General features: G+C 41.4%; 11 protein-coding genes and 1 pseudogene. All 12 read left to right on the top strand.

What is annotated here, in order from left to right; all coding sequences use genetic code 11:
- Window positions 1–50 precede the first annotated feature (50 nt).
- The 12 genes and pseudogenes from UF75_RS14050 (at window position 51) to dsrJ (ending at window position 12,730) form a co-directional block, all read left to right on the top strand.
- Window positions 51–1,502, top strand: coding sequence for a sigma 54-interacting transcriptional regulator (locus UF75_RS14050; protein ID WP_242860239.1), 1,452 nt, complete (start codon window positions 51–53; stop codon window positions 1,500–1,502).
- Between the two features lie 355 nt (window positions 1,503–1,857).
- A pseudogene (locus tag UF75_RS14045) lies at window positions 1,858–2,464 on the top strand (succinate dehydrogenase).
- A 45-nt stretch (window positions 2,465–2,509) separates the two neighbouring features.
- A complete protein-coding gene (gene sdhA / locus UF75_RS14040) occupies window positions 2,510–4,234 on the top strand; it encodes a succinate dehydrogenase flavoprotein subunit (RefSeq protein WP_045575227.1) in 1,725 nt (574 codons plus the stop codon).
- A gap of 25 nt (window positions 4,235–4,259) precedes the next feature.
- Window positions 4,260–5,012 carry a succinate dehydrogenase iron-sulfur subunit gene (gene sdhB, locus UF75_RS14035; RefSeq protein ID WP_045575226.1) on the top strand — a complete coding sequence of 251 codons (753 nt, stop codon included), beginning with the start codon at window positions 4,260–4,262 and terminating at the stop codon, window positions 5,010–5,012.
- A gap of 92 nt (window positions 5,013–5,104) precedes the next feature.
- A complete protein-coding gene (locus tag UF75_RS27165; RefSeq protein ID WP_082075149.1) occupies window positions 5,105–5,302 on the top strand; it encodes a hypothetical protein in 198 nt (65 codons plus the stop codon).
- 132 nt (window positions 5,303–5,434) lie between these two features.
- Window positions 5,435–6,280: a S1-like domain-containing RNA-binding protein gene (locus UF75_RS14030; protein WP_045575225.1), complete on the top strand. Its 846-nt coding sequence runs from the start codon at window positions 5,435–5,437 to the stop codon at window positions 6,278–6,280.
- A 55-nt stretch (window positions 6,281–6,335) separates the two neighbouring features.
- Window positions 6,336–6,776 (top strand): DUF188 domain-containing protein, encoded by a 441-nt coding sequence (locus tag UF75_RS14025; RefSeq protein WP_045575224.1) that lies wholly within the window; start codon window positions 6,336–6,338, stop codon window positions 6,774–6,776.
- 76 nt (window positions 6,777–6,852) lie between these two features.
- Window positions 6,853–8,700: a molecular chaperone HtpG gene (gene htpG, locus UF75_RS14020; protein ID WP_045575223.1), complete on the top strand. Its 1,848-nt coding sequence runs from the start codon at window positions 6,853–6,855 to the stop codon at window positions 8,698–8,700.
- A 465-nt stretch (window positions 8,701–9,165) separates the two neighbouring features.
- A complete protein-coding gene (locus tag UF75_RS14015; RefSeq protein ID WP_045575222.1) occupies window positions 9,166–9,711 on the top strand; it encodes an RsbRD N-terminal domain-containing protein in 546 nt (181 codons plus the stop codon).
- Window positions 9,712–9,728: 17 nt separating this feature from the next.
- Entirely contained in the window at window positions 9,729–10,730 is a 1,002-nt protein-coding gene (gene dsrM / locus UF75_RS14010) for a sulfate reduction electron transfer complex DsrMKJOP subunit DsrM (RefSeq protein WP_045575221.1), read from the top strand.
- A 6-nt stretch (window positions 10,731–10,736) separates the two neighbouring features.
- The gene (gene dsrK, locus UF75_RS14005) at window positions 10,737–12,356 is read left to right on the top strand and encodes a sulfate reduction electron transfer complex DsrMKJOP subunit DsrK (protein WP_045575220.1); all 1,620 of its coding nucleotides are present in this window, start codon (window positions 10,737–10,739) and stop codon (window positions 12,354–12,356) included.
- Window positions 12,356–12,730, top strand: coding sequence for a sulfate reduction electron transfer complex DsrMKJOP subunit DsrJ (gene dsrJ, locus UF75_RS14000; RefSeq protein WP_045575219.1), 375 nt, complete (start codon window positions 12,356–12,358; stop codon window positions 12,728–12,730). The genes dsrK and dsrJ overlap by 1 nt, the downstream gene beginning before the upstream one ends.
- Window positions 12,731–12,734 lie beyond the last annotated feature (4 nt).

Below are 12,734 nucleotides of genomic sequence, written 5' to 3'. Positions count from 1 at the left end.
TCTGGATGTAATCATAGAAGCTACTGGCGTATCCCAAGTACAACAAGAAATTGAGAAAAGCTAAAGAAAAAACAAGTGCTGTGATTGAGGCTCAAGGGGCCAATCTAATGATGTACATTATCGAAGAGAAGGAAAAGTTAGCTAATATAAAACGATTAAAAGGTGAGCTTGATGCCATTTTGAACTCAGTTCAGGAGGCGATCGAAGTAGCGGGGATCGATGGTAATATTAACTATGTTAATCCTTCTTTTAGCCGTGTTACCTCAATTCCAGCTGGTCAACGAATTGGTAACAATATATTTGATGTTTCACCAAACGGAGCACTGGCACGATCTTTACGTACACATGAAGCTGTATTTGCCCATCGTGCTGTGGTAGGTGGAGCAGATGTGGAGGTGGTTGCTAACGCTTCCCCCATTGTCGTAGATGGAAAAATGGAAGGGGCAGTCGTGGTTTTTCAGCCCTTGACGGATATTTACAAATTGATGGAGCAATTAAGAGCTTCAAACCAAGTGATTGATGATTTACAAACCCGTATTAATCAAATTTCGACGAGTTCATATACGTTTGATGATTTGATCGGAAGCCAACCAGAATTTGAAAGCGCTTTAGATTTGGCCCGTAAAGCGGCAAAAAGCAACTCAACCATTTTGATTACTGGAGAATCCGGTACTGGGAAAGAATTATTCGCTCATGCTATCCACGGAGCCAGTTTGAGATTTGACAAGCCTTTTATCAAAGTGAACTGTGCGGCAATTCCTGAGACGCTTCTCGAAAGTGAATTTTTCGGGCATGAAAAGGGAGCTTTCACAGGAGCCCTTAAAACCAAGTTGGGCAAGATGGAGTTAGCCAATGGTGGAACTATTTTCTTAGATGAAATTGGAGATATGAATCTCAGTTTGCAAGTTAAATTGCTAAGAATTTTACAAGAAATGGAGTTTGAACGGGTTGGCGGGACTCAGACCATTAAAGTGGATGTACGAGTCATATCAGCAACCAATCGCAATCTCCTGGAAATGACCAAACGTGGCGATTTTCGTGAGGATCTTTATTATCGACTCAATGTCCTTGAATTACGTTTACCACCCCTACGTAACCACAAAGCTGATATTCCGGCTTATGTTCAATCCTTGATTGTTAAGTTTAACCGTAAATTTGGAAAGCACGTTAAAGGATTGACAACCCAGGCTGAGGAGATCTTAATGCAATACAATTGGCCTGGTAATATCCGCGAACTTCAAAATGTTCTGGAACGAGCTATGGTTACGGTCGAAGAAGAAATCATTACTCATAAGTATATTCTTAATCTGGTGGATTCACAGGCGCAAATGCCTCCTGAACCGGTGCTCGGAGGACTCATGCCCCTTGAACAAATGGAAAAGCAGATGATTCGTTTGGCCTTGAAACATTATGGTGACTCCGTTGAAGGTAAAAAACAAGCCGCCAAGGCTTTAAAAATATCCTTGGCAACGCTCTACAATAAACTTAAGACAATGTCATGAGACTAAAAATGTATAAGTAAAGACGTTAAATTCTAAAAGCTAGAAGTTTATATTTATAAATTCTAGAATTTATAAATATTTAGAAGTTAATTAGGCTTTATTTGTTGAACTCGGGTTGGGAGAAAATGGTAATTACTTCTGTAGAAACCTAGATAACACAATGAATTATCTCTTTGCCCGATTCGATAACTGAAAATTTATTAAATTCTATTAAATTGGCACAAAGATTGCTTGGTTTATAAGCAAGGTTTTATTCAATTTTTTATACTAACTTATGGAGGGAGATTAATAAGTCACACAGCGGAAGATTCGTCGAGAATATGGTCTCAAATGTATTGGGAGGAGAGGAAAGAATATGAGTACGACACAAAAACCCTATCACTTTTTAATTCGAAGAGTCCATTCATTACTAGGATTAGTGCCTATTGGAATTTTTCTAATGTTTCACATGGTTCTTAATCTAACGGCTCTTGGGGGGGCGGAACTTTATAATCGGATTATCCACACTATGCAAAGCTTTCCGGGGATTTTCATAATTGAATTATTAATTATCTTTATTCCTATTGCGCTCCATGCTGTCTATGGAACCTGGGTTGTTTATACTGGTCAAAGCAATATTTTGAGATATAAATATGCTCGGAACTGGTTCTATATTATCCAACGGATTTCCGGTCTTTATACCGTGCTATTTGTCATTATTCACGTCTATCTCTTGCGTTTTGGGGAGGCCAATTTTGCGGCGCTTCAACAGTTTCTAAGTCAGCCTTTGGGACTTTTCTTTTATGCTCTAGGCGTGATTTTTGCGGTTTTTTCATTTCACGAATGGACTATGGGCTTTTGCCATTACTTGGGGTTTGACGATTGGACCCCATTCTCAGAAAGTATGGTCGTATTCATTGGCTGTAGTGTTCGTCGTTTTATCAGGGATTGGGCTATTTGATATTTCTGCTTTTCTGAAATAAGTAATCTTAGACCAAAAACAAAACATAAATTAGGAGGTTCAAGGGATGAGTAAAGTCATCGTTGTAGGAGGTGGCCTTGCTGGACTGATGGCTACGATCAAGATGGCCGAAGCCGGTACGCACGTCGACTTATTCTCGTTAGTACCCGTTAAACGTTCCCACTCGGTATGTGCTCAGGGAGGCATTAACGGAGCAGTTAATACCAAAGGAGAAGGGGACTCTACTTGGCTTCACTTTGACGATACGGTGTACGGTGGGGATTTCCTAGCCAATCAACCGCCCGTTAAAGCTATGTGTGATGAAGCGCCAGGGATTATTCACTTGATGGATAGGATGGGCGTCATGTTTAGCCGTACGCCGGAAGGGTTACTCGATTTCCGCCGTTTTGGTGGGACGAAATTTTGCCGAACGGCGTTTGCGGGGGCCACAACTGGCCAACAACTTCTCTATGCTCTCGATGAGCAGGTTCGACGTTATGAAGTTGAAGGCATGGTACAGAAATACGAACAGTGGGAATTGCTTTCTACGGTGATCGAGGAAGGAACGTGTAAAGGCATTGTCGCTCAAGACCTTCGGAGTATGGGTATTCAGTCGTTTGCTGCAGACGCTGTGATTATTGCGACTGGTGGCCCAGGCGCGGTCTTTGGCAAAAGCACAAACTCGACAATTTGTACGGGAAGCGCTGTATCAGCGTTATATCAACAAGGCGTTAAATATGCCAACGGGGAGTTTATCCAGATCCACCCCACCGCGATTCCGGGCGATGACAAGCTCCGGCTCATGTCCGAATCCGCCCGCGGAGAAGGAGGTAGAATCTGGACCTATAAAGATGGCAAACCATGGTATTTCCTTGAGGAAATGTTTCCGGACTATGGAAACCTGGTTCCTCGCGATATCGCGACTCGTGCCATTTATGAAGTGGTTTTTGACCAAGGTCTCGGCCTTAATGGCGAAAACATGGTCTATCTCGATCTATCACATATCGATCCTGAAGTCTTACAACGTAAGCTTGGCGGAATTATAGAAATCTATGAAAAGTTCGTGGGTGATGATCCGAAGAAAGTGCCAATGCGGATTTTCCCTTCAGTTCATTATTCCATGGGTGGATTGTGGGTCGATTACGATCAGATGACGAATATTCCAGGACTTTTTGCTGCGGGGGAATGTGAATACCAATACCATGGGGCCAACCGACTAGGCGCGAACTCGTTACTTTCGGCAATTTATGGAGGAATGGTCGCTGGGCCTAAAGTAATGGAGTACATTAAGAAAAACAAGATTCAAACTCCAAGTGGCACTGAACCAGTCTTTATCAAAGAGAAGAAACTTCAAGACGAGCAATGGGCGAAGATCCTGGCTATGAAAGGGACAGAAAACCCCTACTTGCTCCATAAAGAACTAGGCGACATTATGACGTTGAATGTGACGGTCATACGCTTCAACGCTAAACTTGAGGAAACAGACGTAGTGCTACAGAAACTTATGAAACGCTGGCAGAATATTGGCAGAAGCGATAATGTCGAATGGGGAACCCAAGAAGGTACGTTCATCCGTCAGCTCTGGAATATGTTAGAACTGGCAAGAGTCATTACCTTAGGAGCCTTACGACGCAATGAGAGTAGGGGCGGACATTATAAACCTGAGTATCCGGAACGTGATGACGAGAATTTCTTAAAAACAACGATTGCGAGTTGGACCCCCAGTGGCCCAGAACTTAGTTATGAAGACGTTGACGTATCCTTGATTCCGCCACGTCCTCGCCATTATTGATATAGAAAAGTAGAGGTGAATTAAGATGGCTGAACAAAAAACAATACACTTTAAAATTCGTCGTCAAGATGGCCCTGATAAGCCAAGTCGCTGGGAAGAGTTTGATATTCCCTATCGAGAAAAATTAAATGTTATTTCGTGTTTAATGGAGATCCAGAAAAACCCTGTGACCTCTGCCGGACAGAAGACGACCCCAGTCGTCTGGGAATGTAACTGTCTGGAGGAAGTTTGCGGAGCTTGTACGATGAATATTAATGGGCAAGGGAAACAAGCTTGTTCTGCTCTCATAGATCAACTGGCACAGCCAATTGTACTTGAACCACTGACTAAATTCCCGTTGGTACGGGATTTAATGGTTGACCGTCAAATTATGTTTGAGAACCTTAAAAAAGTCCATGCTTGGATTCCTATAGATGGTACTTACAATCTTGGGTCCGGGCCGAGAATGCCAGAAGTAAAACGGCAGTGGGCTTATGAACTATCAAAGTGTATGACTTGTGGTTGCTGTATGGAAGCATGCCCTCAAGTCAATTATCGATCTAAATTCATTGGACCGGCGGCAATTTCTCAGGTTCGTCTCTTTAATGCTCATCCAACAGGAGAAATGAACAAACATGAACGGTTAGAGCCTTTACTCGATGAAGGTGGAATTGCGGATTGTGGTAATTCCCAAAACTGTGTTCGTGCCTGTCCGAAGGACATTCCTTTAACAACCAACATAGCCGACTTAAACCGTGAAACCAACAAGTTCGCGCTAGACCGTTGGCTCCGCAAATAGAAGTTTATTCCAAAGTAGTATAATGTGGTAATATTCGAGGATTCTAAGACAAATGCTTTGCATAGAATAATTAAAAAAGGAGATTCGAGTTTATGACAACACAACGAGAGAATTCCTCAACTCTTCAGTACGACAATGATCTCGAAATCCGGACTAATGTTCTGGAAAACGATGAGGAGAGCATTTTAAACTACTCCACTTCGAGCATTTTTGGTCCTTGTTGCCCTAGTGGTTGCCAGTATTGCCATCCAAATTGCCATGAACAGTCGGATGGACTCGATTATTTCTAAGTTCGAATCGAGAGGAGAACAATGACAATTTGCACCACTTATCACCATTCGCTATAATGAATGGAGATGGATGGTGCATTTTTTTGTTAAAGAGATGAACTATTTGTCATTGATTTGGAAAGGAACAATGAAATGATTGAAATCGGGAAATTTCAGACTCTTAAAATCTCTAATTTCACATCCTTTGGTGCTTACCTAGATGCGGACACAGGGGTACGGCACGACAATATCCTTCTACCCATTAAGCAATTACCTGAGGGCGCTAAAGAGGGGGATGAATTAGAGGTTTTCATTTATCGAGATTCCGAAGAACGCTTGATCGCTACGACCAGAAAACCGCTAGCTCAATTAGGGGACTTAGCCTATCTAAAGGTAAATGCCAAGACGAAGATCGGCGCCTTCTTAGATTTGGGTTTAGAAAGAGGGCTATTTTTGCCCTTCAAGGAACAAAAATATCCGATTCAAGTAGGGAAAAGCTATTTGGTAAAAGTCTATTTGGACAAGAGTCAGAGGTTGAGCGCTACGACCCAGATTTATGAGTATCTTTCGGCGGAAGCGCCTTATCTGAAGAATGACAAAGTGGTAGGTACGGTCTATTCGGTCAATCCTGAAATTGGGGCTTTTGTAGCGGTCGATAATCGGTATCTTGGGCTAATACCAGTCAATGAGTATTTCACTGAACTCATAGAAGGGGATCAGGTTGAAGCTCGAGTGATTAGGGTTAGGGACGATGGCAAGCTTGACTTATCGCCAAGAGATCTTTCTTATCTTCAGATAGATAGTGATACAGAAAAAATCCTCCAAGGGATCAAGAATCATGAAGGATTTCTAGCGCTCCATGATAAGAGTAGTCCGCTTGAAATTCAAAGTCGCTTAAATATGAGTAAAGCTGCCTTTAAAAGAGCCCTAGGCAAATTGCTTAAAGAGAAAAAAGTGATCCAGACAGAAGACGGTTTGAAGGAGACCACTATCATGTAGGGGCAATTCATGAATTGCCCCTACCCAATCACCACAGGGGGGTGAGGTTTAAGTTATGAAACTAATTGTGGATGCTGATGCTTGTCCAAAATCGGTTTTACAAATATGCATGAAGTTAGCACGAGACTATTCTATTCCAGTTTGGACAGTGGCCAGTTTTAATCACAATATTGTTTCCGAACATCACGTTGTAGTTGGAAACTCATCTCAAGAGGCGGATATTCGAGTTATGAATTTAGCTCAAGCAGGAGATGTGGCTGTCACCCAAGATTGGGGATTAGCAGCAATGTTATTAGGAAAAGGAGTCCATTGTTTAAGTCCTGCAGGACGTGAATTTGACCCTGCCAAGATTGAATTTCTGCTTGAAGAACGAGAAGCCAAAGCAAAGTTTCGACGTGGTGGTGGAAGAACTAAGGGACCGAAAAAAAGAGTAACTGAAGATGATCAGAAGTTCGAAGCATGTTTGCAAAACATACTAACGTTGATATCAGTATAAAAGCCTTTGCACTTTTGGTAAAATTTTATTAAACTAAGCATAAGTAGAGGCTATAAATAAACAATGGAGGTAAGGAATGAGTACAGTAGTAGAAACAAAGGAATTTCAAACTGAAATTAGGCAATTATTGGACATTGTCATTCATTCTCTTTATACCGAGCGTGAGATTTTCTTACGAGAACTTATTTCTAATGCGGCTGATGCCATTGAAAAATTACGTTACACGCAGCTGACTGGACCAGAAGTAAAGGATAAAGATTTAGCTTTGGAGATCCAAATTGATACGGATGACAATGCACATACTTTAACCATTACTGACACTGGAATAGGGATGACTAAAGATGAGTTGGTTGGAAATTTGGGGACAATCGCCCATTCGGGCTCCAAAGAATTTATCAAGCACTTGTCAGCTAAGGGGGATCAAAAAGATCTGAATCTCATCGGTCAATTTGGAGTGGGTTTTTACTCTGCGTTTATGGTAGCAGATAAGGTGACAATCTATACACGCTCCTATCACCAAGAAGGGGGTAGCTATGTATGGGAATCCGACGGTGTCGGTAGTTATACTATTACTGAAGGTGAAGACGCTGTTAGAGGAACAAGGCTAGTCCTCCACTTAAAAGAAGATGCTTATGATTTTGCCAAGGAAGAAACTGTCCAAAGAGTCATTAAGCAATATTCAAGTTTTGTGCCCTACCCCATATTGCTTAATAGTAAGAAAGTAAATACGGTTGACGCCCTCTGGACAAAGAATAAAAGTGAGATTTCGGATGATGAGTATAACGAATTTTATAAATTCATAGCTAATGCCCATGACGAACCGCTTTTGCGTTTGCATTTTTCGTCGGACGCCCCTCTAAATATTAACTCCTTATTATTTGTTCCCAAGGAGAACTTCGAACAGTTTGGTTTTGGACGAACTGAACCTGGTGTGAATCTTTACTGCAAAAAAGTTCTTATCCAAGAAAAATCTCCAGCGGTTTTACCAGAGTGGTTGCGCTTTATAAGAGGGGTAATGGACAGTGAGGAACTTCCTCTTAATATTTCTAGGGAAACAATGCAGGACAGCGCTTTAATCAGTAAACTCAACAAAGTGGTCACAACTCGTTTCCTGAAATTTCTGGAGAGTCAAGCGACCTCGGAACCCGAGAAGTATAAAGAATTCTGGGAGAAGTTTAATCTTTACCTTAAAGAAGGGGCTGCCAATGACTATACTCATCAAAAAGAACTTGTCAAACTTCTGCAATTCGAGTCGTCAAAAACTCAGCCAGGAGAGCTTATATCGTTAGGGGATTACGTAGGTCGGATTAAAGAAGGGCAAGAGGCTATCTATTATGTCAATGGCCCATCGCGTGAGGTTATCGAATCCGGTCCTTATTTGGAGATTTTCCGAGATAAAGAACTTGAAGTAATCTATACCTATGCACCGATTGACGATTACATCTTTGGGGCGATCAGGGAATTTGAAGGTAAACGTCTCATTTCAGCGGATGAAGCGGATTTAAATTTAAACGATGTTGAACAGAACGCTAGAAATGAACAAGCCATGTCTGAAGAGGACGTCTTAGCCTTAACCGGTTGGCTTAAAGAAGTTTTAGGTAGTAAGGTTACTGATGTACGAGAATCAAAACGCTTAGTAGACAGTCCGGCCGTAGTTCTCAGTCCTTATGGGACGAATAGTATGCAACGAATGATGCAACTCGTCAATAAAGACCTTAATAACGTAGGCCCCAGCGTTTTAGAAATCAATGCAGCACATCCTATGATTAAGCGTTTGGAAACAGCACGCAAAACTGGAGATGACTTTGCAAAAATAGCTGCAGAACAAATATTTGAAAACGCACAAATTGCAGCGGGGCTTATCCTTGATCCAAGAGGAATGGTGAATCGGCTCAATGAAATACTGGCACGTGCGTTAAGATAACCAAGAATCCAAGAGGGACTGAGTTTTTCAGTTCCTCTTGTTATACTAGCCAGAAAGTATAACTTCGTAATATACTTTCTGGAAGCATAAGGGCAACTAAGGCGGCCGCCTTCGCCAAGGCTTGGCGCCAGCCAAGTTTTCTTTATACTAATTATTATAGTAGCAATACGATTATCTAATTGATCTATAAGAAAATAGAATTTTACAAGCTAAGAAAAATTCCTTAGACTGATAGTGATAATAAGAACAAATTCTATTCTTTCGATAGCACGTATTTATAGAGATACTATTACAAACCTTCGCTTGATAAAAAGTGGTTAAAAGGAGTGTTGGAACGCTGTTTTATGTGAAAACGTTCTCAGGGTTAAAGGTCGATGTTGAATGGTGGGGAATTGGTCCATTCAGCATCGACTGAATTTTGTTGCTCGAAGAACAATATCGAAATATGAACAAGGAGTGATCAAAATGGAACTATTCTTTAGAGATCTCCTTAAAGAAAGAAAATCCGCCATTGTAGAAAAGTGGTTTGATGCTATTATTGCTACGTATCCTATGGATACCTCCGGATTTTTGAAAAATCAGAGAGATCAGTTTGCTAACCCGATAGGGCACACCTTTTCTAATGGGATAGAAAGTATCTTAAGCACACTTATCGAAGGAGACACCTTTGCAGAAGGATTGCCGTTTCTTGAGGATATTATCAGAGTAAGAGCAATACAAGATTTTACACCAGCTAAGGCTTTAAACTTTATATTTATGCTTAAAACAATAGTTCGGGAGGAACTGGAAAAGGAAATCAGGCTGGGCCAGATCTCAAGTGCCTTATTAGGGTTTGAATCTAAAATTGATGATCTAGCTCTTTTGGCCTTTGACATATATGTAAAATGCCGAGAACAAATCTATGAGCTCAAGACGGATGAGCTGAAACGCATGACATTTACATTATTGAAAAAAGCGAATCTGATGTCAGAAATCCCAGTTCAGGAATTTGAACACAATGATCAAAAATAAAGGAAGGAGGTCGTAGAGTGAAAATCTTGTTTTCTCTCATCTCAGTCATTGTACTCATTATAGTCGCCACCTTGGGAGCCTATATAACAAGTTTACATTACGCGTTTGGCATTATCATACCTTATGTAGCCTTAACTATGTTTGTAGGTGGATTTATCTACCGAGTGGTCAAATGGGGTCAATCACCAGTACCGTTTCGCATTCCGACAACCATTGGACAACAAAAATCCCTCCCTTGGATTAAACAGAATAAGATTGAAAACCCTACTAGCGCTCTAGGTGTCATTGTCAGAATGGCAATGGAAATCCTCTTTTTTCGCTCGCTATTTCGTAACACTAAGACTGAACTAAGAGAAGGGAAGAATGGCCCTGAACTCGCCTACGGCTCTGCAAAATGGCTTTGGTTAGGTAGTTTATTCTTTCACTGGTCATTCCTAATAATTATTTTAAGACATCTGAGATTTTTCTTGTCACCTGTTCCATACTTTGTGCAATTAATGGAAAGCATTGACGGTATGTTACAGATTGGGTTACCGGCACTCTATCTAACAGATGTTTTTATTTTAGTGGCGATTACGTTTTTGTTCCTTAGAAGAATTTTTATTCCACAAGTTAAATACATTTCACTTCCAGCCGATTATTTTCCACTGTTTATGATTATGAGTATTGCAACGACAGGAATCTTGATGCGTTACTTCTATAAAGTGGATTTAATCGCCGTCAAGCAATTGGCTATTGGATTAGCTACTTTCCAACCCGTTCTCCCTGAGGGAATAGGTGTAATGTTTTTTATCCATATATTTTTAGTGAGTGTTCTTTTTGCCTACTTCCCAATGAGTAAGTTAATGCATATGGGAGGGGTTTTCTTAAGTCCTACCCGCAATATGATTAGTAACAATCGTATGGTTCGACACATTAATCCGTGGAATCATGAAGTAGAAGTTCATACCTATCAACAATATGAAGATGAGTATCGAGAAAAAATGAAAAAAGCTGGTATACCGGTAGAAAAGGAGTGATCGTGGATGGCGCCGAAAGTTAAACTTCCTAAGCCGGGAGAATTATCTCAGATAGACTTTAAGATTCCGGCAACGGATTGGATGGATACACCTGTTGAATTCAAGCCGGGTACCTATTGCTGGGGAGCAAAGGAAAAAGACCTCTTAACGTTAGGGTTACCTAACCCAAGACAGTGGTCGCCAGCCGACGAAGACTGGAAAATACCAGAGGGCTGGGAAACTACTATTTTAGAAGGAATGGCCGAAAGATTAAGTAAATATCGTTCTTTTAAGATTTTTATGGATATTTGTGTTCGATGTGGTGCTTGTGCTGATAAATGTCATTTCTATATTGCCACTGGTGACCCCAAAAATATGCCGGTTTTGAGGGCAGAACTGCTGAGATCCGTATATAAGCGGTATTTCACCAAATCCGGAAAGTTTCTTGGGCGTTTAGCTGGAGCAAGAGAGCTGGATATGAACGTCTTAAAGGAATGGTGGTCATACTTCTTCCAATGTACAGAATGTCGTCGATGCTCTGTTTTCTGTCCGTATGGTATTGACCAAGCAGAAGTTACGATCATTGGTAGAGAACTCCTCAATTTAGTGGGTTTGAACATTGACTGGATTTCAGGGCCTGTTGCTAACTGCTACATGAAGGGAAATCACCTTGGACTAGAACCTCATGCAATAACCGGAAACATTGAATCCATGGTTGATGATATTGAGGATATCACGGGGATCAGGGTAAATCCAACCTTTAACAGAAAAGGTGCCGAGATCATGTTTGTCACTCCTTCGGGAGACCTTTTGGGTGAACCAGGGATTCAAACCTGTATGGGATATCTCATGCTTTTCCATGAACTTGGTCTGGACTACACTTGGAGTACCTATGCTTCCGAGGGCGGAAACTTCGGCTTCTTCACCTCGAATGACATGGCCAAGAGGCTGAATTACAAGATTTACGCTGAGGCTAAACGATTAGGGGTTAAATGGATTATTGGTGGAGAATGTGGCCATATGTGGAGAGTCTTGAATCAATATATGGATACTTGGAACGGCCCTGCAGACTTCCTCGAAGTTCCTAAATCCCCGATTACTGGTACCGTCTTTGAAAATGCTAAATCGACTAAGATGATTCATATCTCTGAATTTACCGCCGACCTGATCAAACACAATAAGCTAAATCTTGACCCAACCCGTAACGACCACTTGAAGGTTACGTTTCATGATTCCTGTAATCCTTCCCGAGGGATGGGACTTCTCGAGGAACCAAGAGAAATTATTAGGGCTGTTTGCAATAATTTCTATGAGATGCCTGAAAACACGATTAGAGAGAAGACCTTCTGCTGTGGAAGTGGTTCCGGACTTAATGCCTCAGAAAATATGGAACAACGGATGAGAGGCGGATTCCCTCGCGCCAACGCCGTTAAATATGTTAAGGAAAAGCATGGGGTTAACATGCTGGCCAATATTTGTGCAGTGGATCGAGCCGCTTTACCTGCTCTGATGGACTACTGGAACCCTGGTGTAGGAGTTACAGGTGTGACTGAGTTAGTGGGTAATGCCTTAATCATGAAAGGCGAGAAAGAGAGAACAACCAACCTTCGCTTTGAAGATTTGCCGGGAAAAGGGGGCAATGAGTAATGCATAAAGGTGGAAGAATAATCGCCTCACTCATTATCTTTGTTGGACTTTTCACCATACCTTTTTTCTACAATATGGGAAAAGCTAATGCGGGGCCGGAAATAGATGCCCAGCAACTCGCAAATTTCCAGAGTATCGAGCCAAGTATCAATATGGTGGCTAATCACCCTCAACTATTTAATCAATGGAGAAATCAATTTGTACAGAATGGACAGACAGTATATGTCAATAGTGAAGGAAAATCGATAGACATTAGTCTTGAAAAGTTGGCAGGCGACTCATCCAATCAGTTCTGTGTTTCATGCCATAATTATACAGCTGTAAAGCCCACTTGTTGGGATTGCCATTCTGGTCCAGAGGGGGCAAGAAAATGAGTGT

Source organism: Desulfosporosinus sp. I2 (assembly GCF_000960765.1).
GTDB lineage: Bacteria > Bacillota > Desulfitobacteriia > Desulfitobacteriales > Desulfitobacteriaceae > Desulfosporosinus.
The sequence above is the reverse complement of the archived record's forward strand: the minus strand, read 5'-3'. Positions and strand labels throughout refer to the sequence as shown.

Bases quoted from the DNA above. Each gene is read 5' to 3' on its own strand.
- sdhB (WP_045575226.1), top strand. From the start codon at position 4,260: ATGGCTGAACAAAAAACAATACACTTTAAAATTCGTCGTCAAGATGGC.
- UF75_RS14030 (WP_045575225.1), top strand. From the start codon at position 5,435: ATGATTGAAATCGGGAAATTTCAGACTCTTAAAATCTCTAATTTCACA.
- dsrK (WP_045575220.1), top strand. From the start codon at position 10,737: ATGGCGCCGAAAGTTAAACTTCCTAAGCCGGGAGAATTATCTCAGATA.
- UF75_RS14025 (WP_045575224.1), top strand. From the start codon at position 6,336: ATGAAACTAATTGTGGATGCTGATGCTTGTCCAAAATCGGTTTTACAA.
- UF75_RS27165 (WP_082075149.1), top strand. From the start codon at position 5,105: ATGACAACACAACGAGAGAATTCCTCAACTCTTCAGTACGACAATGAT.
- sdhA (WP_045575227.1), top strand. From the start codon at position 2,510: ATGAGTAAAGTCATCGTTGTAGGAGGTGGCCTTGCTGGACTGATGGCT.
- htpG (WP_045575223.1), top strand. From the start codon at position 6,853: ATGAGTACAGTAGTAGAAACAAAGGAATTTCAAACTGAAATTAGGCAA.
- dsrJ (WP_045575219.1), top strand. From the start codon at position 12,356: ATGCATAAAGGTGGAAGAATAATCGCCTCACTCATTATCTTTGTTGGA.
- UF75_RS14015 (WP_045575222.1), top strand. From the start codon at position 9,166: ATGGAACTATTCTTTAGAGATCTCCTTAAAGAAAGAAAATCCGCCATT.